This window comes from Stenotrophomonas sp. STEN038 (assembly GCF_056759895.1).
Genome location: NZ_JBRRDW010000008.1, coordinates 51,232 through 71,567, shown reverse-complemented (window position 1 = coordinate 71,567; position 20,336 = coordinate 51,232). Strand labels below are relative to the sequence as shown.

The window sequence follows — 20,336 nt, the reverse complement described above, 5'->3', positions numbered from 1 at the left end:
TTATGAAGAAGGCCGCGCGCGATCTCATTTTCGGAATGAAGGAGCTTCCTCGCCAGGACGGATTTTGGGGGTTCTTGCTACCTAAAGGACTGGATGGCTCCAAGCATGAAATGAGAACGGCAAAGGCGTTTCAGTCAATTGACGAGAGGCGCCTCGTTTTTAGCTCTGGGATGCAGGCATCGAACAGGGGGTTTGGGTTCATTTTCGGGTTGGTTATTGGGCTGGCTTTTTTGAGTATGTCGTTATGGCTATTTTTGAATATTGGATTTGACAAGGATCCGGATCTATTTTGGATTTTGCTTGGATTTTTGGCTGTTCCAGTTTTACTATCTTGCGCGTTCTTTTCTTGGTCTTTTGTTTCTATGCGTTCGACCATTTCGCCGCCGGTTGTGCTTTTCAAGGAGGCTCGTTGTTTTTATTACTGGCTTGATAAAAAGTCTGGATGGGTGCGGCTTTGTTATGACGATGTTCAGCCAGTTAATATGATAGCCAGAATGTATAGCGCTGCTGGCGGCAGTACTGGTTACATATTGGCCATTGTTGATATGGACCAAAGTACTCGACGAATTCGATGGTACATCCCCTTGGCACAACCTCAGCGGAGTATTGAGGTTCCCGGGCAACTATGGGAGTTTATTAAACAGTATATGGACGGTGATCCGACTGTACTTCCTGAGATCGACCCTATGCCGCCGGTCGACGACTCTCGGGCGGATCTGGCGAGAATGGATAGGTTCCTGTATGGGGACATGGTGGATGAGAATCACCGGGTTGCCCAAGGGTTGTTTGCCAAAATCTATGTCGGTTTGGTTGGGGTAACAATGTTCTGGTTCGAGCGAGCCGGCTTGTGGATATCGCGTACTGCTCCTCGCCCCGTTTGGCCAAGTGAAGTTGCCGATATCATGAATTTCCCGCAAAGTTCGTCATCATACAGAGTTCGTCAGCCGACAGAAGCGGAACGTTTGGCAAGCGTCGGAAAACTAGGCCACCTGAATCGCCGCTGGTTCGTAACGGGGGGGCTTTCAGCAATCCTTGTTTTCTTGATGTTTGCTGTGCTCGGTATACCACCATGGTTTCAATAGGCGGCGAGCCGATTTCTCCAGTCTGCGGCGGCTCAAGATTTAGGAGGGGGCGGTTAGTGGGTGGTGAGATAGCTTGGAGGGTTTTACGTGGACTACGCTGGGATTGATGCGCGAAACTTACGCTTTCCCGTAAATCGACCGCTTTGCGATAGCGAACGAAAGAAGCAACTCAGCAGAAGTGTTAAGGCTAGCGAAGACCCTTGTAGCGTAATGTCGGTCATACGCGTCAACTCAACGTTCCTGGAGCTGGTTGACCGTTGGTATCCGGGGAAGGGTTTCAATGCGTGGCTTGGGCTGATGGTAGGCCTCGCTTATATACCCATGTCTGGATATTTTTTGTGGAATATAATTATCTTTGGACCTCCGTTTAAGGCAGGCGAGCAGTGGATTCCTTGGGCTTTTGGTCTTTTTATTCTTCCTGTGTCTGTTTTTATAATAGCCGGGGTCTATTGGCTCGTGCGGAGCGAGTGTTTTCGCTGGACTCATTACCCGATGCGCTTAAATCGAAAAGACCGGAAGGTTTATGTATTCCGGCAGAACGGAACCGTATTTTGCGCAGACTGGGATAAGTTGTTCTTCTTTATCGGCGAGTCTACGGCGCCGCCATTGGGTAAGACGAACGACTTGCGCATGCATCTCCTTTCTGAAGATGGGAAGACGGTCCTGGAGACATATACCCTCGGCTATGCGTATATGTCGGATGAGAACGACCTTATGCGACTTTGGGAGTTTATTCGGCAGTACATGGAATATGAGAACGGGCCGGCGCTGGCGGCGGCGGAAGTGCCTATCTTCCTGCCGATCCACGATCGTAAGGAAGGGTTCCTGTTCGGAGTTTTTCGGGCCTTCGCAAGCTTCATGCGGTTTCCCTTCCTGCATTTGATCTTCTCGTTACCTTTTGGGTTCATAGCGCTAGCCCGCTGGCTTGCGATGACCACGTCTCGCATCCCCGTATGGCCAGTGGAAGTAGAGGCCGTGAATGAGATAAACGCGGATGACCCCTTTCAGCGCGATTGGCGGAACAACACCAAGCTGGGATTCGTGGAATTGATCTGGCCGTTGATCTGTACCGCGATCGGAGTTGCATCCGGCGTCTGGATCGTCTGGAGCATTGTGGAGGCAACCAGTTGATTTCTTGCTGCAGAGGCCGTTTTAGCTAGTGATGTTGGCCGAAACCAGCAAGCATTTGATTGGCAGCAAGTTCAAGGCCCCCGTTCGCGAGGCAGGCGACAGGCACATGTGACGTTGCCGAAGATGTCCGAGTGACTTCAGGGGCAAGTGCGTCTTCACGCTGCTGACGTAGATTGCGGCTGCCTGGTTGGCGACCGAGGCCCGCCTTTGGCAGGCTGGCTACCGGGCTGCCTATGGTTGATACATGGATCATTCTTCGTTTAAGAAAGAAGCCCGCTTAAGCGGGCTCGTTGGCATGAACTCAGAGGCAGGCTAGAGCCTGTCCGTGCCAGCGTCGATGAGGAACTGATGGCGGTGCAGTGAATCTCACAAGCAAGCAATGCGCTTGCATGAACTGAATGCTCACCTCGTCACATAGCCGGGCAAGCAGGATCCTTCCCACGCACGCCCGCGCAAATCTTCGCGCGGCACTCCAGGCCCTTGGTCGTGTTCGCACCAGGGCAGGCACGCAGTTGGGTCTGGATGGTCGATTCGGTTGAAGCAGTCTTCCGTGTTGCCACCTGCTCGAACGCGACGCGTTCGTCATCGGCCCGCTTCTTGTCGTCTGCTTCGATTTTCGCGATCAGATCATCCATGGTCTGAGGCTGTGGCGCTGCGGCAGCTTTCTTCTTCTTGCCTTCTTCTTCCTTGATGATGCCCAGCAGCGTGCCGAGCAGGTTTTCATCCTGCGTCCTGCTGCCTGCAGCGGTGCGTGCAACTGCTGGCGCGCGCTGCGCACGCGCTTCTCTTGCAGGAGTTGCAGCCGTTGCACTTGAACTTGTACTTGCTGTCGCAGGCAACGCCTGCGCCGGCGTGGCTGCATTGCGGCTGTTTGCGCCCGTGGTGTCCGGTGCATCAACAATCATCGCAGCGCCATTGCTGCCTGCAGCTGCGGGTGCGTCGGGGTGTCCGGTGACAGAAGTTGCAGACGAATCTGGAACTGCGTCAGGGTTCAACGAGTACTCGGAATCGTCCTGTGTGGTGCTGTTTGAGAGCCACCACAGTGTTGCGCTTGTGAATGCAAGCAGCAGTGCGCAACCCGCACCAACCCACAACCAGACGCGCCGGCTTTGGGGGGAGTGGTCTTTGGTGGCGCGCGATGATGCGGCAACCTGTCGACCTTCCATGTCTGCGAGAATGCGGCCCGTGTTCGGTGCCGGGCCGTTGTTCTGCGCTCCCCCTGAGAGCAGACTCGGCCGATTTATTCCGCCATTATTCAAGTGCTTCCAGCCCTTGGTTTGAGTCGGCTAGTGCCGAAACGAATACGCGCATTTGTAGAGTAAGCCTCTCGATGCGTCAACCTGCATTGTCGTCATGGAGGACCGGTGACTGTAATTGTCGTTGTAGCCATTGTGCTGTTGCTGCTTGTTGCGTTGCTTTGCTGGGGCCTGTTGTTCCCTGAGTCGCTGGGTCCGGTGTTTGCGCGTCTGCGGGCGCGTTGGGTTGCAGTGCGACAAAGGGCGGGACGTGCAGGCGATCGCGCTGGCGCAGGTGCTGCGCGTGTGCGCAGTGGGGTTCGTGAAGAGGTTGTGAGTGTACGTGGCACGCTGCGTCGTCACTGGCCCGTGCTGGCCATCGCAATAGGCTTGCTGTGTATTCCTCCGGTGATAATTCTGATGTCACGACAGACAGTGGTGCTGTCTGATTTCCGCGGTGATGATCTTGCCGAGTCCGGCTCCATGGTTGCGCAGCTGCTGCGTGGCGAGCGTCTGACGCCGCCGCCTGCGCCGCCACCGGAGGTGTTCACGACCACAGAAATCCGCCGCCTGCGTCCAGAGATAGTCACTGCTGACCGCAAATGGAACCAGATTGATCCGGATCTGCAGCAACGCGTTCTGGCTATCTACGAAGTCATGCGTCGTCAGTATGGTTACGAGATGGTGTTGATCGAAGGCTATCGCAGCCCCGAGCGACAGGCCGAGTTGATGGCCGGTGGCAAGGCGACTCGTGCCGGTGCCTGGCAAAGCTGTCACCAGTACGGTTTGGGTGTGGACAGTGCGCCAATTCGTGACGGACGTCTGCAATGGGACATGGAAGATCCGTGGACCCGGCGCGGTTATTTTCTGTACGGCGAGCTTGCTGAACAGGCTGGTCTGGATTGGGGTGGCAACTGGCGCAGCATCAAGGACTATGTGCACGTAGAGGCTACGGCGCGATGCAAGGTGGCGCGCAACGCGAAGCGTGATGAACTGCGACGCCAAGGCTTATAAGCGCGAACAAGTGCTGGTATCGTACGCCGGTGATGACTCGGGTCGCCGTTGGACAGGGGCGATGGAAAGACCGGGTCACGGCGAATCAAGGAGTGTGATGCATGGCACGACCGTTTATCGTTGTCGGCGACAAGTTAAGTCATGGCGGTAGCGTGGTGTCTGGCACTGCCCAGACAGACGTGAATGGCAAACCAGTTTCCCGCATCGGGGACCGCGCCGTCTGCGCGGTGCACGGGGCAACTTCAATCATCAGTGGTGACGCTACCGTCGTAATCGACGGGCAGCCTGTAGCACGTGACGGAGATCGCACTGCATGTGGGGCCACGTTGCTGGCCACACAGAGCAGCACTGGGTTGGGCTGAGCGCAACACGCGGTACAGGAGCAGCGCATGGAGCACAGCGACTGATGGCAGGATGGTTGAAGAACGCGGGGAGCGTAATGATGGTTTTTGTCGCCACCTGGGCGGCGGCCATCATGTACTGGCGTAGCAGTGGCACCACCCCCAATGGCATGCAGATGCTGGCCTACCTCGGCGTATTGCCGGTGGGGTTGAGCGGTGCGGGCTACATGCTGCGCGGCATGCTTTCACGTGGCGTTGACAAGGCGGTTGCAGCCAGCGCGAATGCCGAAGAGGCCGCACCTGCAGCTGCAGTCGAGTCCAACAGTACGCATGTTTCCTCGGTGGCAATCACCGCAGGAAGCGTTCACCTGCCTGCGGGAAACGATGCGAACGCGGTGTTGGCCGTCGCCTCGGCGTTGCCGCGGCCGCAGTTGGACACGCGTTTCCGCGACGCCAACAATCTTCCGATTCGTGTGAGTGCCGTCGTTGATCTTGACGAGTGGGCGGTGTTGTCCGAACGCGAAGGAACGATTGATACCGCTGCCCATGAGCGGCGCGCGATGGCGCTGTTGCAGCCTGTTCTCGAACAGTTGCTGGATGTGGCTTACGGCGCGATGCCGGCAATTGTTGGTGGTGAAGAAGTTGTGATTGCTGGTCTGCGCCGGCGCGAAGAAGATCGGGTCGAGAATGTCCTTACCGTAGAGCTCGTCGTTTCGCCTTCCTGGTCGGACGGTTTGCGTCACTGGGCGCAGACATGGCTGCAAGAGCAGGCGCTGCAGGCCGGGTTGGATGCGCGACGGTTTGATGTGCGCATCAGCGTGTTCGAGCGTTCCGGCGATGTGTGGCCACATCTGCAGCGGGTTGTGGATGCTTTGAGCTCGGGCACACCGCGCTGGCATTTGATCGCTTCCTGCTATTCGGCGATAGACGCTGCAGTCATCAACAACTGGTTGGCGCGCGGCCTGCTTGCAACCGCGCAAAACGCCGACGGTCACGTGCCGGGCGAGGGTGCCGCTGGTGTGTTGCTGGCCAGCAGCCAGCTTGCAGGTGAGGGCGCAGCTCGTTTCTGGCGGCCGCAGTTTGAGCGTCTGGAGCCGGTTCACGGCACGCGTCCTGCAGAGCTCCGCCGTCAGCTCGCCAGCGCGGCAACGCAGTGGTTGCAGCCTTTGCTTGCCGACGCGGCGCGGGTGCAGTTCGTGCTGCACGATTCCGATCAACGCCCTGAATCGCTGGTTGATACAGCGGCAGTCACGGCTGCGATCAACCCTGATCTTGATTTCAGTTCACAGAGCCTTGCCCTGGCATTGTGCTCTGGTGAGCTCGGCCCGGTGTTGCCGGTCGCCTTGTTGGCCTTGGCCCAAGCGCAGTTGCAGCGCCAGTCCGAGGCAGTTGTGTTGCTGGGCGTTGCCGACGCGCAGCAACGTTTGTTTGGTCTCGTAGAGCCGCTTCCTTCCCCGACGCTGGCGGTTGCAATGCCGGCAGTCTCCTGAACCCTGGATTCCTTGCATGAGTTTGAGCAATTTCAGCTACTACCTGCGCGACTATCGCTTGTGGATGGTGATTGGTCTTATCGGCGCCGCTGGGCTGGCCAAATACGGTGAGGCCGAGGCCAGGCAGATCGGGATATGGGCGGCGATCGTGCTTGCAGCGCTGTTGGTCATTGCGCTGATCGTCTGGATCATCAAGCGGATCATGGCGCGGCGCGCGGCGCGGCGTGTGGAGGCGATGGTGCAGGGCGAGGCCGACAAGGCCGTGGCCAACGCGCAACCCTCGCAGCGTGCCGATACCGAGGCCTTGCGCAAGCGCATGCTGGATGCGGTGAAGCAGATCAAGTCCTCGCGGATGGGAATGCTCAAAGGCAAAGCTGCGCTGTATGAGTTGCCTTGGTACGTGATCATCGGCAACCCCGCAGCGGGCAAGAGCACGGCGATCCTCAACTCCGGGCTGCAGTTCCCGTTCGAGGACAACCGCAGCAACGTCATCCAGGGCATCGGTGGTACCCGTAACTGCGATTGGTACTTCACCACCAACGGCATCGTGCTGGATACGGCCGGTCGTTATTCGGTGAGTACCGAAGACCGCATGGAGTGGCTGACCTTCCTCGGGCTGCTGAAGAAGAACCGTCCGCGCGCACCCATAAATGGCGTGATCATCGCGGTGAGCATTGCCGAGCTATCTGGCAGCAAGCCCGAGTTTGCGATGGAGCTGGCCAAGAACCTGCGCCAGCGTGTGCAGGAAGTCACCGAGCAGCTGGAAGTGTTCGCGCCGGTGTATGTGTTGTTCACCAAGGCCGACCTGATTGCCGGTTTCAGCGAATTCTTTGGCAATCTGGATCCGGGCGAACGCGAGAACGTCTGGGGCGCCACATTGCCGGCGGATGTGCAGCAGCAGGGTGATTCACTGACGGCCTTCGACAAGCATTTCGACGAGTTGGCCGACGGCATCAAGGAAATGAGCCTGACCCACATGGCGATGCAGCGCGGACGCGAGGTATCGCCGGGCCTGTTGTCCTTGCCGCTGGAGTTTGTTGGCATCAAACCTGCGCTGCGGACCTTCATCGCCACGCTGTTCGAAGACAATCCCTATCAGTTCAAGCCGGTGTTCCGTGGCTTCTACTTCAGCAGTGCGCTGCAGGAGGGGCGCTCAGTGCATCACGCGTCCGAGCGCGTGGGCAGGCAGTTTGGCCTGCAACGCGGTTCGAACGTGGACGAGGCACCAAGCGGGCAGACCGCCTTCTTCCTGAAGGACCTGTTCCGCAAGGTGATCTTTGCTGACCGCGATCTGGTGCGGCAGTACGCAAGTCCGCACCAGAATCGCCTGCGCTACGGCGTGTTTCTGGGCGCCGTCGGTGTGCTCGCGCTTGGGCTTGGCCTGTGGACCTGGTCCTACACCACCAATGCGCAGCTGGTAGCCAATGCCACCAAGGATCTGGACCAGGCCGTGCGCGTGCAGAAGGACCGCATGGATCTGAAGTCCCGCGTCGATGCGCTGCTGCTGTTGCAGGACCGCATGGAACAGCTGGACCGCTACAAGAAGGAAGGCGGAATCACCACCAGCCTCGGTCTGTACCAGGGCGACGCGATCCGCGAGAAGCTGCTGCGTGAGTACAACCACGGCATGCAGCAGGTAATGCTGGCGCCCACCGTTTCCAACCTCGAGAACTATCTTGGGCAAGTGGTTGCCGAACGCGACAAGCTCGGCCAGGCCAACGCAGGCGCTGCGGAGAGCGAGACGCTGTACCAGAACGCATCGCCGACCAGCACCAACGACGCCTACAACGCGCTCAAGACCTACTTGATGCTGGGCAATCCCAAGTACGTGGAAGGCGCACATCTGTCGCAGCAACTGACGCTGTTCTGGCGCAACTGGCTCGAAGCCAACCGTGGCCAGATGAGCCGCGAGGAAATGGTGCGGGCCGCCGAAAAGCTGATGACCTTCTATGTGGCGCAGGCCGGTAAACCGGGCTGGCCGCAGGTGCAGAACAAGGTGACGCTGGTTACCGATTCACGCCAGGCCTTGTCGCAGGTGATGAAGGGACAGCCGGCGATGGAGCGCGTGTTCGCGCAGATCAAGGCGCGTGCTGGCGCGCGCTTTGGCACGGTGACGGTGGATGGCCTGGTGGGCGAAGAGCGCAATGCGCGCCTGATCAACGGCAGCTATGCCATCTCCGGCGCCTTCAGCCGCAAGGCCTGGGAAGACTATGTGCAGGACGCGATCAAGGAAGCGGCCAATACCCAGCTGAGCACCACCGACTGGGTGCTGGGTACGACCGAGCAAAGCGACCTGTCGCTGGCCGGCAGCCCGGAACACGTGTCGCGTGAGCTGGTCACGATGTACAAGCAGGAATACGCACGCGAGTGGGGCAAGTTCGTTGCCGGCTTGAGTGTTGCCGAGTTCAATACCTTCGACGAGGCCACGGCGCGCATCAACCGCCTTGGTGATGCCAGTAACTCGCCGCTGCGTACTTTGCTCGAGAAGATCAACGAGGAAACCATCTGGGACAACCCGCCTGCACAGGCGCGTTCGAGCAAGTCCGGCAAGGGCTTCGTGGCCTGGTTCCAGCGCACAATCCTGCGCAAGGACCCGGCGGCGGCCGCCGCTGCCGCGCCGGTGGGACCGATTGGCAAGGCGTTTGAAGGCATCGCACGGCTGACCATGCCGCGCGGTGATCAACCGGCGGTGATCGCGGCCTACTTTGATACGTTGGGCAAGCTGCGGGCACGCTTGAACGCCATCAAGTCGCAAGGCGACGTTGGCGTTGGTGCACGCAAGCTGATGCAGGACACCTTCAGTAATGAGGGCTCCGAGCTGAGCGTCGCCTTGGCGCTGGTCGACGAGCAGGTATTGAACGGGCTGGACGAGAAGCAGCGCGAGGCATTGCGTCCGTTGTTGTTGCGTCCGTTGACGCAGACCTTTGCAGCCCTGGTGTTGCCGACCGAGGATGAGGTCAACAAGACCTGGAAGGCCCAGGTCTATGATCCCTTCAAGGCGCGCATCGGCCAGCAGTATCCGTTCAACCTGAACTCGGATGTGGATGCTGCGGCCAGCGACATCGCTGCCATCTTCGGTGCCAGCGGGAGCATCGCCACCTTCAACAAGGATGCGATGGGGGCTTTGGTCATCCAGCGTGGTCCTTTGCTTGAAGCACGCCGTTGGGCAGGTATCGGTATCAACTTGTCTTCCGAACTGGTCGCCAACTATGGCAATTGGGTAAGTGGCGCGGGTGCAGGTGCTGCCCAGGACACGACTATCTTTGAGTTGTTGCCGTCGCCTGCAACCGGTGCGGTGGAATACACCATCGAGATTGATGGCCAGCAGCTGCGCTATCGCAACACGCCACCGCAGTGGACGACCATGCAATACCCGAACGCAGGCCAGATTCCTGGCGTGAAGATTTCGGCGGTTACGGGTGATGGCCGCACGGTGGAGGTGTTCAATGCACCGGGCTCAAATGGCTTCAAGCGTCTGATGTCCGAAGGCCAGTACGAACGGCTTGATGATTCCAGCCGTATCACCTGGGAAGGCAGCGGTGTTGCCGTGACCGTGGAAATGCGCGTGGTGCGGCGCGCTGGCACGGGTTCCGATGGCGCCGATTGGCAGCGCGGTCTGCAGCTTCCAGAGCGTGTGGCTGGTGGTGCACCGGTTGCCGCTGCTGCTCCGGTTGTACCGGAAGGGCAGGCGCCTGCGAGCGCGCCAGCGGCGCCACAGCAGGCTGCGGGAGGCGCACGATGAGCCGCGTCGTCAGTGCCGGAGTTTCCTACTTCGGAAAAGTCCCGTCGCGCGGTGACTTCGTGCGCGCTGCCGACAATCACCAATTGCTTGGCTGGCTTGATCGCTGGGCTGGCGAATCCTTGGAGCTGTTGAGCCAAAGCCCGGACTGGAAGCAGCGTTACGACGAGGCACCAGAGATTAATTACGCCTTCCTCGGCTCGCGTAGCAAGATGCTTGTGTGCGGCCACTTTCTGGCCAGTCGCGATGCCTCTGAACGGCGCTTCCCGCTGCTGTCCGCATTGCGGCTGGAGGCACCTGAGCCACTGCCGTTCATCGGCCGCAGCCCCTTGGCACTGTCCAATGCATGGTCGGGACTTGCCCGTTTGGCACGGCAGGCCAACGAAGATGCCGATGCAACGCAGGCGCTGAGCCAGCTGGCTGATGCTCGCTTCAGCATCAGCACCGATCCGGCCGACTACAACGCCAGCTTCCAGGACTTCCTCGAAGGCACCACCATCGCCAGCTTCGAACAGCGCCTGCGTGAGGCAGGGCATGGTGAGGTTTCGTTGCGGCAGATGCTGCCGGCATTGGGTCTGCTGTTGCAGCCCGTGTTGAGCGGTGGCGAAGTGAACATCGACAAGGCACTGGTGCTGCCGCTGGTGCGCGACCCGGCCTACCGGCCGCTGGTGGCCGCGTTCTGGCTGGACCTGGTGTCCAGCTTCGTCAGCCGGGGTGACTTCGAGCTGGCGGTGCTGATCCGCAACGATGCCAAGCCGAACATGGTGATCGGCTTCAACGGCGCCGATCGCATGGTACTGCGCGCGGCCTTGGATCCGTCCGAAGCTGGCGACTATCTGATTCACCTGCAGCATTCGGAGTGGGTGGATGACTACCTGCACGGCGACTACAACTTGAACCGCTTCGGCAGCTTCCTCGAACGTGATGACCTTGCATTGGTCACTGCGCGTCGGCTGTTTGGCGAGACCTTCCTGGGAACCTGACGATGCATTTGTTCAAAGTTAGCTATATTGCCGCGTTGATGTTGGTGGCCACGCCTGTGTTCGCGCAGACCGCCGCGTCCGCGGCCAGCTCGGCTGCGGCCGAGCGTCCCGTGGTGATTGAGGGCGTGGTGTCGGATCAGGCCACCAAGGCCAAGCTACTCAACAATCTGCGCGCGGTTTACGGTGCAGAGCGTGTGGTGGATCGCATCCAAGTCGAGAGCATCGCCACGCCGCCAAATTGGGGTGACTACGTTGCCGGGATGATCAATCCTGGGCTCAAGCGCGTGTCGCCGGGCAAGCTCGAGGTCAACGGCCAATCTGTGCGCGTCACCGGCGAGGTGGCCAATGAAGCCCTGCGTCAGCAGGTGGCCAGTGATCTCAGTCTGGCCAGCAACACCAGCTACACGGTCAGCAATGCCTTGAAGGTAGGCTCACAGCAGGGTGTTCTCGATCAGACGCTGGCCAACCGCATCATCGAGTTCCAGAGCGGCAGCGCCCGGTTGACGCCATTCGGTATGAGCATCCTCGACGAGATGGTTGCCAAGATGGCGCAGATGCCGGACAGCCGCTTCCTGATCATCGGTCATACCGACAACGTCGGCCAACGCGAATCCAATCTGTCCTTGAGCCATGCGCGTGCTGCGGCGGTGAAGAGCTACATGATGTCCAAGGGTATTCCCAGCACGCATATGGATGTGCTGGGCAAGGGGCCGGATGAGCCGGTGGCGGACAACACCAGCAATGACGGCCGCGCGCGCAACCGTCGTATCGAGTTCAAGATCCAGTAACTGCGCTTTGTCAGTTATGAAAGGAAACGACGGGCTTAAAGCCCGTCGTTTTCGTTTTTGACATCGAGCATTTCTTCCATCTGCTCGAGTGTTGTGTGGTCCTTGATGACGCGCTTCAGCCAGACATGCAGCGGCATCTCGCCCCAACTTGCGGCCTTCTCGGCCAGATAGGCGACAGGGCTGTGCGGCTCGGTGCGGCGGAAGAACTCGGCCACCTGACGCAACTGAGCCAAGGCTTCCTTGCGGCTGGTCGGGGCACCTGCTGGGCCACGTGGCGCGGCGCTGTTCACTGTTGGCTCGGTAGCAGCGGTGGACGCGTTGAACGTGTCGCCAACATCATCAGCGGGATCATCCACTTCGCCATCCAGCAACATGCCGGCTTCGCGGGCAAAGCGCCGGACCGTGCGCTGCAGATGGTCCAGCTGTTCGCGTACCGCGCTGAAGCTGGGGCCATCCATGCCCAGGCGGCTATCGACGGCGGCCTGCAGCTCATCCAGCGCCTGGCTGCAGTCGGGCAGGGCGGCAACCAGTTGCCGATAGACATCGTGCGACGTGCTGCGTCGCGCTGCTTCAAGAACGTCGAGGCTTGGGCGGCCATCGGAATGGTCGCCGTTGCTGGCATGCGCATGCTCGAAATCAGCCAGACTGAAACGACCCTGCGGCGCGACGGCAATAGGGATTGCACGCAGCCACTGCGAGGTATTGGTCAGCAACCAGCTCAGGTTGCCAATGCGTTCTTCGTAGTCGCCGTCGTGCGCCACGGGATGCACCTCATCCCAATAGCGATCGCACAGGCCTGCGGTAACCCGGAAGCCCGCAGCAAGTCCGTTGAAGCCATCCTGTTGGGTTGCCGCTTCGCACAGCCAGCCGGCCAGTCGCAGGTCCTTGGTACGAGTCTGCAGCAACTGGTTGCAGTCGCGCAGCACGCTGCCCCAGTCGGCGTACTTGATGTCGGTCTGCCACGCCCCTTGATCCAGGGTAGGGTCGTCGGCGCGACGGTTTTCGATGATCCGATCGAACTCGACAGAGAACGACAGGTCTTCACCGGTCGCAGCGTGTCCGTCAATCGGGGCCAGCAGGGCATCCTGATCCAGCATGGCAAATCTCATTGTGGGTTACCGGCCGATTCTAGCCCGGCGATGGGCAAGAGAATGTAGAGGCCGGTTGCAGGTCTGGAATGGACCAGCCCTGGCTGAGCTCATTCAGCAATCGTCGGGACCCACTCCTGCGCTTTGGCTACAGGAATCATCTGAACATCTGTGGCAATTGCTGCGAATGTCCGCACTTTTCGCGCGGCGCTTGCTGACAGCGTTGATATTCAATCACGAACGGGCAGGTCGATATGGCTGCTGCCATACCAGCGTATCTCCAGTGGCGCACCGGCATCGGCCAGCGTTTCGTCACTGGGATCCTTGCCACTGCCGAGGTTGAGCTGCCGGTCCGGTTGTTTGATCACTCCCAAGGTGACCACCACGCGACTCCCCGCAGCGAGTCTGCGGCCGATCAGGCGGCTATCACTGATGCGTACGCGATGACGTTGCGAGGGTTTCAGAAGCTGGCGTTGGCTCGGGTCCTGCGCATGGCTGAGCCGCTGCAGCCAGTACGCGAGATCGAGATACCGGCCATCGGCGGTGAGCTCGTAGATGGCAAGCGCCACATCGGCATCGCGCTTGTTGAGGCTGAAATCGAGCATGCCGCTGAACGCGCCTGCCAGTTCGGTTTCCCGCATCAGCGGCTCACCGCGGAAGACCAGCCCGGCATGCGGGTCAAGCGTCCGGTTGATGACGTCGCGTGGCGCTTGCCAACCCGCATCGCTGCGGTCGCGAAAATCGACGCGCTGCAGGCTGCTGCGTACCGGTGCAGCTTCCGCGGCCAGCTGTTGAGTGCTATCGCTTCCCGGCACCAGGTAGAGGCGCTGTTGCCGCGTTGGCATGGCATCCAGCGTTGCCGCATGCCGCCAGCGGTTGCTGCCCATTACCTGCCAGTTGACCCGATCGCTGAGTAACGCGGGTTTGGCGGCGCCTTTCAGTACATGGTCGAACCATGCCAGCCGCAACGCCTGCAGGTCGATGCGCGCCACCGGCTCCGGGCGGTAGCCCTGCACTTGTTCCGGCACGCCGGTCTGCATGGTGAAGTGCTCATAGGGGCCGATCAGAAGTGTGTGGTCGGCGTCCGGGCGCTGTTTCAGGTGTTCGCGGAAGTAGTGCAGGGCGCCAATTTGCGCGCCGTCGAAATAGCCGGTTGTCGCCAACACCGGGATGCCGATATCGGCGAACTCGCGCCCTTGCGGAATCATTGCCTGCCAGTACGCATCGTAGGTTGGATGCTGCAACCAGTGTTCGAACAAGGGATTCGCGGTGCCGTCCAGCTTCGGCAGCTCGCGATAGGATTGCCCGCCTTGATACCAACGGCTGTTCAGTGCATTCCATCGAGCGCTATCGGCATAAGTGGCGTCGTCCAGCGAGGTGTTGTTGGTTGTGTAGAACGGCCACGGGTAGATGAAGTTCAGGAAGATCCCACCTTCCATCGGCACATCAATACCGGGTGCGGTGGTTGCCGAGGTAGCGATGGCCTTGAGTGCGGGTGCACGCTGCTTGAGCGCTGCCCATTGGGTGAAGCCGCTGTAGCTGCCGCCATACATGCCGACCTTGCCGTTGCTCCAGGGCTGGGCGGCGGCCCAGGCAATCACGGCTGCGGCATCGCTGCCATAGTGCTCATACGGGCGGATCGGATCAGGGCTGCGGCCCTTGCCGCGGCTGTAAGCAACCACGCTGCCATAGCCGTGCGCAGCCATGGTTTTTGCATCCATCCACGCCCAGTCGTCATTGGCGTAAATGGTGAAGGTGAGCAGCACCGGTAGGGTCGTGGCGTTGGCCGGATGCACGGAGATCGCGGAGATGCGTGCGCCATCGCTGGTGGTGATGCTGATGTTGCGATCAATGCTGTAACGCCGTGCGTCGTCTTCGCTGATCGCCTGCGGAGCCAGCGGTAGAAATTCCGCGTAAGCACGGTGTACCTGCCATGCACGCAGCAAGGCGACGGCTTGTTCGTCGTTCAGTGCAGCGACGCTGTCGGTAGCATCGACCAGCCGGTCCCTTTGTTCGCGCAACCGCTGCAGGTTGGTTCCAAAGGCGAACTCGGCCTTCAGGGCCGTTGGGTCATCGAGACGCTGGAAGTTGTCTGCAAAACTGCGTTTCCATGCATCGGCGAAATTGATCCGCTGCGTTAACTGCAGCTGCTTGGCCCGCGCGTAGATCTGGTACTGGAGGTAAAGCGGTGGTTGCTGGGTCGAATCCCCGCGTAATGCGCGCAGCTTGCGGATGCTCTCGAGTGCCTGTGGATACTGGCCCGCGACAATCTGCAGGCGGAAGCGGGTGTCCAGCAGCTGTTGTTCGTCGTCTTGGGACAGGCGGGCCAAGGTGAGTCTTGCAAGCCCTGGCATGGCTGCATCGACATCGGCGGCCTGAAGCCGCGCCGGTGCGGGGACCGACAGGTCCAGGGCCGGGGCACTCCCCGCGCCGAATAACAGGAGTAGGACAAGCAAGCCACGCATGGCGGGACCATCGGTTCGTTCGTTGGCCTTCAATAGCACATCGCATGGATCCGCGTAACGGGAGGCCTGCGCCGGCTGCAGCCTTGAAGCAGACGATGGTAGCCGGGAGTGCAGGCGTTGCGGTGACCCGGGCTCCGGCGGGCGCAAGCAGTTTGACTGCAGTGCCAAAAGCACAACGGGCAGGCCATTGGCCTGCCCGTTGCGTTCACAGCCAAGGATGCTGGATCAGCCGAGGATGCCAGGCAGATCCAACCCCTTCTCTTTGGCACAGTCGATGGCGATGTCATAGCCGGCATCGGCATGGCGCATCACGCCGGTACCGGGGTCGTTCCACAGCACGCGGGCGATGCGTTGGTCGGCGGCTTCGCTGCCGTCGCAGACGATGACCACGCCGGAATGCTGCGAGTAACCCATGCCAACGCCGCCGCCGTGGTGCAGACTTACCCAGGTGGCGCCGCCGGCGACATTGAGCATGGCGTTGAGCAGCGGCCAATCGGAAACCGCATCGGAGCCGTCCTTCATCGATTCGGTTTCGCGGTTGGGCGAGGCGACGCTGCCGCTGTCCAGGTGATCGCGGCCGATCACCACCGGTGCGCTCAGTTCGCCATTGCGTACCATCTCGTTGAAGGCCAGGCCGAGCTTGTGTCGCAGTCCAAGGCCGACCCAGCAGATACGCGCTGGCAGACCCTGGAAACTGATGCGCTCACGCGCCATGTCCAGCCAACGGTGCAGGTTGGGATCATTGGCGATGATTTCCTTGACCTTGGCGTCGGTCTTGTAGATGTCCTCCGGGTCGCCGCTCAGTGCTACCCAACGGAACGGGCCGATGCCGCGGCAGAACAGCGGGCGCACATAGGCAGGTACGAAGCCGGGGAAATCGAAGGCGTTCTGCAAGCCTTCGTCGAAGGCCATCTGGCGGATGTTGTTGCCGTAATCGACGGTCGGAATGCCGGCGGCATGGAAGGCAAGCATCGCTTCGACGTGCACGCGCATCGCGGCCTTGGCGGCATCGCGGACCTTCTCGGGATTGGCCTGTTGTTCGGCCAACCACTGCTCCACGCTCCAGCCAATCGGCAGGTAGCCGTGCACCGGATCATGGGCGCTGGTCTGGTCGGTGACGCAATCCGGGCGCACGCCGCGGCGTACCAGTTCCGGCAGGATCTCGGCGGCATTGCCGAGCAGGGCGATCGACTTGGCTTCACCGCTGGCGGTGTACTTGGCGATGCGTGCCAATGCATCGTCGATGTCGGTGGCCTGTTCGTCGACGTAACGGGTGCGCAGGCGGAAGTCGATGCTGCTTTGGCGGCATTCGATGGTCAGACTGCTGGCGCCGGCCAGCGAAGCAGCCAGTGGCTGTGCGCCACCCATGCCGCCCAAACCGGCGGTGAGGATCCACTTGCCGCTCAGGCTGCCACCGTAGTGCTGGCGGCCCATCTCGACAAAGGTCTCATAGGTGCCCTGGACGATGCCCTGGCTGCCGATGTAGATCCAGCTGCCGGCGGTCATCTGCCCGTACATCATCAAGCCCTTCTTATCGAGCTCGTTGAAGTGCTCCCAGTTGGCCCAGTGCGGCACCAGGTTGGAGTTGGCGATCAGTACGCGTGGTGCATCCGGATGGGTGGGGAACACGCCGACCGGCTTGCCGGATTGCACCAGAAGGGTCTGGTTGTCGTCCAGGCGCTTCAAGGTTTCCAGAATCTTGTCGTAGCTTTCCCAATCACGCGCGGCGCGGCCGATGCCGCCGTAGACCACCAGCGAAGTCGGGTCTTCGGCGACCTCGGCATCGAGGTTGTTCTGCAGCATGCGGAACGGCGCTTCGGTCTGCCAGGATTTGCAGTTGAGCGTGTTGCCGCGAGGTGCGCGCGGGTTGCGGGAGGGGTCGTGACGGGTCATGCATTTCTCCTGGTAGCAAATTCCAGACAAGCGCCGAGCACTTGCTGCAAGGTGTTGCGGACGGGGGTTGCGTGTTCGGGGTCGTAGGGCGTGGGCCAGCTGTGCTCGTCCACGTCTTCGGGTGCTGGTTCGTGCATATAGCCACGGCAGCCCAGCTCCATCTGCAGGGTGTGCACGCCATTGGCGGTGTTGCTGTAGTGGCGGGTAATCCAGCCACCCTTGAAGCGGCCGTTGCGCACATGGCTCATGCCGCTCAGCGCGCACAGGTTCTCGACCACATCGGTGAGCGCGTTGTCGCACGAGGTATCAGGTGCACCGCTGGGGCCAGCGCTGCCGATATTGAACTGCGGCAGTTCGCCATCGAACAGATGCGGAATCAGGGAGCGGATCGAGTGCGCGTCATAGACGACAACGGTTTCGTGCTGAGCGCGCAGACGTGCGATCTCGCCGGCCAACGCAGCGTGGTAGGGATCGAACCAGGTATCGCGACGGTACTGGATTTCTGCCTCGTCGGGCTCGTGCCCTTGGCGGTACAGCGGCTGGTTGTCGAAGGTGGTGAGTGGGCACAGGCCGGTGGTGTTCTGGCCTGGGTACAGGGAGATGCCGGAGGGGTCGCGATTGACGTCGATCAGCGAGCGCGAGATCGCGGTGCGTACCGTCGTCGCACCCATCGCTTTGGCAAAGGCATAGAGCTCTTGCACCCACCAGTCGGCGTCACGGCGTGCCAGCCACGGTGATACGAAGTGGCCGACGCGCGATGCAGGCAATTCCGTGCCGGTATGCGGAAAGCTGACGATCAGTGGAGCGTGACCGTGGTGGATCTGCAGCCAGTCAGTGGTGTTCGTCATGGGGGTTCCTGGGGCAGGGTGGGCTTTGTTCTTCCCTTGGTAGCGGGGGAAGATGCCCGAAGGGCAGAAGGGGGCGCTTTACGCGGTGAAGGTCAACAGCTCCCCTCATCCGGCGCTTTGCGCCACCTTCTCCCGCAAGCGGGAGAAGGGATTGCATCGTGGCTTGCGGCGAACTGTGCGTGGTCTGGCAGATTGCAGCGCTGCTAGCTGTCGCCTCTCCCGCGTGCGGGAGAGGATGCCCGGAGGGCAGGTGAGGGCGCTCTTCGCAGTGAAGCCGAAAAGCTCCCCTCATCCGGCGCTTTGCGCCACCTTCTCCCGCAAGCGCGAGAAGGGATTGCATCGTGGCTTGCGGCGAACTGTGCGTGGTCTGGCAGATTGCAGCGCTGCTCGCTGTCGCCTCTCCCGCGTGCGGGAGAGGATGCCCGGAGGGCAGGTGAGGGCGCTCTTCGCGGTGAAGCCGAAAAGCTCCCCTCATCCGGCGCTTCGCGCCACCTTCTCCCGCAAGCGGGAGAAGGGATTGCATCGTGGCTTGCGGCGAACTGTGCTTGGTCTGGCAGATTGCAGCGCTGCTCGCTGTCGCCTCTCCCGCATGCGGGAGAGGATGCCCGGAGGGCAGGTGAGGGCGCTCTTCGCGATAAAGCCTCAACGCTAGCCAGCAGCTCTGCATACGCTTCGATCAAGCCTTGTCAGTCACATCAACACCCGGCAACTGCACGCCCAGCCCGGCCGTCAGCGCACCAGCACGCACCAATGCAGTCGCAGCCACCATGTCCGGATGGAAGTAACGATCATCCACCAAGGTAGGCACCTGCGCGCGCAAGGTCGAACGCACCTGCTCCAACGCCGAACTCGAACGCAGCGGCGCATGGAAGTCACAGCCCTGGCCGGCAGCAAGCAGTTCGATACCGATGACGTTGGCAGCGTTCTCAGCCATGGCGATAAGTCGACGTGCGCCGTGCGCAGCCATCGACACATGGTCTTCCTGGTTGGCCGAGGTCGGAATCGAATCGACGCTGGCCGGATAGGCACGCTGCTTGTTCTCGGAAACCAATGCTGCCGCGGTGACCTGCGGAATCATGAAACCGGAGTTCAAGCCGGGCTTCGGGGTCAGGAAGGCCGGCAGGCCGGACAACGCCGGATCCACCAGCATCGCGGTGCGGCGCTCGCTGATCGAGCCGATCTCGCAGACCGCCATCGCCAGCATGTCCGCTGCGAATGCCACCGGCTCGGCGTGGAAGTTGCCGCCGCTCAGTGCTTCGCCGGTATCGGTGAATACCAGCGGGTTGTCGGAGACGCCATTGGCCTCGATTTCCAGGGTGGTGGCTGCCTGGCGCATCACATCCAGCGCAGCACCCATTACCTGCGGTTGGCAACGCAGGCAGTAAGGATCCTGCACGCGCACGTCGTTGTCGCGGTGCGATTCGCGGATCGCCGAACCCTGCATCAGCTCGCGTAGCACAGCGGCGGTGGCGATCTGTCCGCGCTGGCCACGGATGCTGTGGATGCGCGGATCAAACGGAGTATCCGAGCCCTTGGCGGCTTCCACCGACAAGGCGCCGGTAACCAGTGCAGCCTGGAACACCACTTCGATCTCGAACAGACCGGCCAGTGCATAAGCGGTCGAGTATTGGGTGCCATTGAGCAGTGCCAAACCTTCCTTGGCGCCCAGTACCAAGGGCTGCAGACCGGCCTGCACGAAGGCGGCCTCGGCCGACATGCGCACGCCGCCAACAAATGCCTCGCCAACACCAATCATCACGCTGGCCAGATGCGACAACGGCGCGAGGTCGCCGGAGGCGCCAACCGAGCCCTGACAGGGCACCACCGGCACTACATCCTTCTGCAGCATCGCTTCCAGCAGTGCCAGCGTCTGCGGGCGGATGCCCGATGCGCCTTGCGCGAGACTGGTCAACTTCAGTGCCATCATCAGTCGCACGACATCGACCGGCATCGGCTCGCCTACACCGGCGGCGTGCGACAGCACGATATTGCGCTGCAGGGTCTCCAGGTCTTCCCGCTCGATGCGGACACTGGCCAGCTTGCCGAAGCCGGTATTGATGCCATAGACCGGCTCGCCCTTGGCGACGATGGCATCCACCACTTGCGCGCTGCGCAACACCGCGGCTTGGGCTGACTCGTCCAGGCGCACGTTTGCGCCGCGATAGATCTGCCGCCATTGCGACAACGGAACGTGGCCGGGGAGGAGGGTCAAGGTAGTGCTCATGCGTGCTCCAGCAGT

The 20,336-nt window shown here is 60.9% G+C and carries 14 protein-coding genes; 8 read left to right on the top strand and 6 right to left on the bottom strand.

Annotated elements, in window-relative coordinates; genetic code table 11:
- Nucleotides 1-2 precede the first annotated feature (2 nt).
- Together ACVOLS_RS05150 and ACVOLS_RS05145 are read left to right on the top strand one after the other, a co-directional pair.
- Nucleotides 3-1,082: a hypothetical protein gene (locus tag ACVOLS_RS05150; RefSeq protein WP_481544746.1), complete on the top strand. Its 1,080-nt coding sequence runs from the start codon at nt 3-5 to the stop codon at nt 1,080-1,082.
- Nucleotides 1,083-1,403: 321 nt separating this feature from the next.
- Nucleotides 1,404-2,213, top strand: a complete 810-nt coding sequence (locus ACVOLS_RS05145; protein WP_481544745.1) for a DUF6708 domain-containing protein — start codon at nt 1,404-1,406, stop codon at nt 2,211-2,213.
- A gap of 410 nt (nt 2,214-2,623) precedes the next feature.
- On the opposite strand, the gene ACVOLS_RS05140 is transcribed toward ACVOLS_RS05145, so the two are convergent.
- A complete protein-coding gene (locus tag ACVOLS_RS05140; protein WP_481544744.1) occupies nt 2,624-3,118 on the bottom strand; it encodes a hypothetical protein in 495 nt (164 codons plus the stop codon).
- Nucleotides 3,119-3,868: 750 nt separating this feature from the next.
- Here ACVOLS_RS05140 and ACVOLS_RS05135 point away from each other — a divergent pair.
- The 6 genes from ACVOLS_RS05135 to ACVOLS_RS05110 all read left to right on the top strand — a co-directional run bounded on the left by ACVOLS_RS05135 (nt 3,869) and on the right by ACVOLS_RS05110 (nt 11,803).
- Nucleotides 3,869-4,462: a M15 family metallopeptidase gene (locus ACVOLS_RS05135; RefSeq protein ID WP_303749870.1), complete on the top strand. Its 594-nt coding sequence runs from the start codon at nt 3,869-3,871 to the stop codon at nt 4,460-4,462.
- Nucleotides 4,463-4,563: 101 nt separating this feature from the next.
- Nucleotides 4,564-4,824 carry a PAAR domain-containing protein gene (locus ACVOLS_RS05130; protein ID WP_481544743.1) on the top strand — a complete coding sequence of 87 codons (261 nt, stop codon included), beginning with the start codon at nt 4,564-4,566 and terminating at the stop codon, nt 4,822-4,824.
- A gap of 80 nt (nt 4,825-4,904) precedes the next feature.
- Complete coding sequence (locus tag ACVOLS_RS05125) at nt 4,905-6,293, top strand: hypothetical protein (protein WP_481544742.1); 1,389 nt, start codon at nt 4,905-4,907, stop codon at nt 6,291-6,293.
- 16 nt (nt 6,294-6,309) lie between these two features.
- The gene (gene tssM, locus ACVOLS_RS05120) at nt 6,310-10,035 is read left to right on the top strand and encodes a type VI secretion system membrane subunit TssM (RefSeq protein WP_481544741.1); all 3,726 of its coding nucleotides are present in this window, start codon (nt 6,310-6,312) and stop codon (nt 10,033-10,035) included.
- The gene (tagF, locus tag ACVOLS_RS05115) at nt 10,032-11,015 is read left to right on the top strand and encodes a type VI secretion system-associated protein TagF (protein ID WP_481514726.1); all 984 of its coding nucleotides are present in this window, start codon (nt 10,032-10,034) and stop codon (nt 11,013-11,015) included. Before tssM ends, tagF begins: the two co-directional genes overlap by 4 nt.
- Nucleotides 11,016-11,017: 2 nt before the next feature.
- Nucleotides 11,018-11,803 (top strand): OmpA family protein, encoded by a 786-nt coding sequence (locus ACVOLS_RS05110; protein WP_481544740.1) that lies wholly within the window; start codon nt 11,018-11,020, stop codon nt 11,801-11,803.
- A 35-nt stretch (nt 11,804-11,838) separates the two neighbouring features.
- On the opposite strand, the gene tssA is transcribed toward ACVOLS_RS05110, so the two are convergent.
- The 5 genes from tssA to hutH form a co-directional block, all read right to left on the bottom strand.
- A complete protein-coding gene (tssA, locus tag ACVOLS_RS05105) occupies nt 11,839-12,900 on the bottom strand; it encodes a type VI secretion system protein TssA (RefSeq protein WP_481544776.1) in 1,062 nt (353 codons plus the stop codon).
- A gap of 221 nt (nt 12,901-13,121) precedes the next feature.
- The gene (locus ACVOLS_RS05100) at nt 13,122-15,221 is read right to left on the bottom strand and encodes a CocE/NonD family hydrolase (RefSeq protein ID WP_481544739.1); all 2,100 of its coding nucleotides are present in this window, start codon (nt 15,219-15,221) and stop codon (nt 13,122-13,124) included.
- 360 nt (nt 15,222-15,581) lie between these two features.
- Nucleotides 15,582-17,249, bottom strand: coding sequence for a urocanate hydratase (hutU, locus tag ACVOLS_RS05095; RefSeq protein WP_481544738.1), 1,668 nt, complete (start codon nt 17,247-17,249; stop codon nt 15,582-15,584).
- Nucleotides 17,246-18,097, bottom strand: a complete 852-nt coding sequence (hutG, locus tag ACVOLS_RS05090; RefSeq protein WP_481544737.1) for an N-formylglutamate deformylase — start codon at nt 18,095-18,097, stop codon at nt 17,246-17,248. The genes hutU and hutG overlap by 4 nt, the downstream gene beginning before the upstream one ends.
- Before the next feature lie 676 nt (nt 18,098-18,773).
- Nucleotides 18,774-20,321: a histidine ammonia-lyase gene (hutH, locus tag ACVOLS_RS05085; protein WP_481544736.1), complete on the bottom strand. Its 1,548-nt coding sequence runs from the start codon at nt 20,319-20,321 to the stop codon at nt 18,774-18,776.
- Between the last annotated feature and the right edge of the window lie 15 nt (nt 20,322-20,336).